General features: G+C 45.1%; 1 protein-coding gene. It reads left to right on the plus strand.

What is annotated here, in order from left to right; translation table 11 throughout:
• Positions 1-88 precede the first annotated feature (88 nt).
• Positions 89-688, plus strand: a complete 600-nt coding sequence (locus C446_RS17045) for a helix-turn-helix domain-containing protein (protein ID WP_006674382.1) — start codon at positions 89-91, stop codon at positions 686-688.
• Positions 689-731 lie beyond the last annotated feature (43 nt).

A 731-nucleotide genomic window follows, 5' to 3' on the forward strand; every position in this document is an offset into this window, starting at 1 on the left:
TTCTAGTCTAGTTAAAGTGACTATTTTAGACGCTAGTGACTACACCGCGATAGGTCGGAGCTAATTTCGAAAGCGTGCAACGGGCTAATTGATAGAGGAGCATGGTTCTGAGGGTATACTAACCGTAGATACAGAGTGCGAGAGTCCGTTCGGGGAGGCATATGATTACGAAACGAAGGTGGATGTGCTTGAGGTTCGAGAGAATCTGTCTCAACTGATTCGGAAGAGTGAGGAGGAGAAGATTCGAAAGGCTGTGGAGGGAATTGAATCGAACCTAGATGATATTGAGTCAGGAATTAGTCAGCAGTATCAGGATGCACAAGCATATCAGGACTTGCATCAAGTAGTTTTGAAGATAGTGGAATCAGAGGGGGAAATTGGATTCGAGGACCTGAAGGGTAGAGTAGGCATCAAAAAAGACAGCGTACTAAGTGGTATGATAAATCGGATGCAGCGGGCGGGTCTGGTAGACTATCCTGATGATGAGCATTTGCGGTTAAGTGGAAACGTAGAGATTGAGTGGGTTGGCGGGTCATATGATGATGTTGACAAAAACGAGATTGGGGGTGCGAGTGGTAAAGAAATCATGCAAAAGATGCGGTCTAATAAGGATGGTGCTGCTGACAAAGAAGAGAAGGACCAAGATTGCTCTGTTGAACGCAAGAAGGCGACAGTATTGAATTTATGATATTCGTCTTAATGCCGCTATATGGCCTGAGAGTCCTGTTTTG

The organism is Halobiforma nitratireducens JCM 10879 (assembly GCF_000337895.1).
In the GTDB taxonomy this organism is placed as follows: Archaea; Halobacteriota; Halobacteria; order Halobacteriales; family Natrialbaceae; genus Natronobacterium; species Natronobacterium nitratireducens.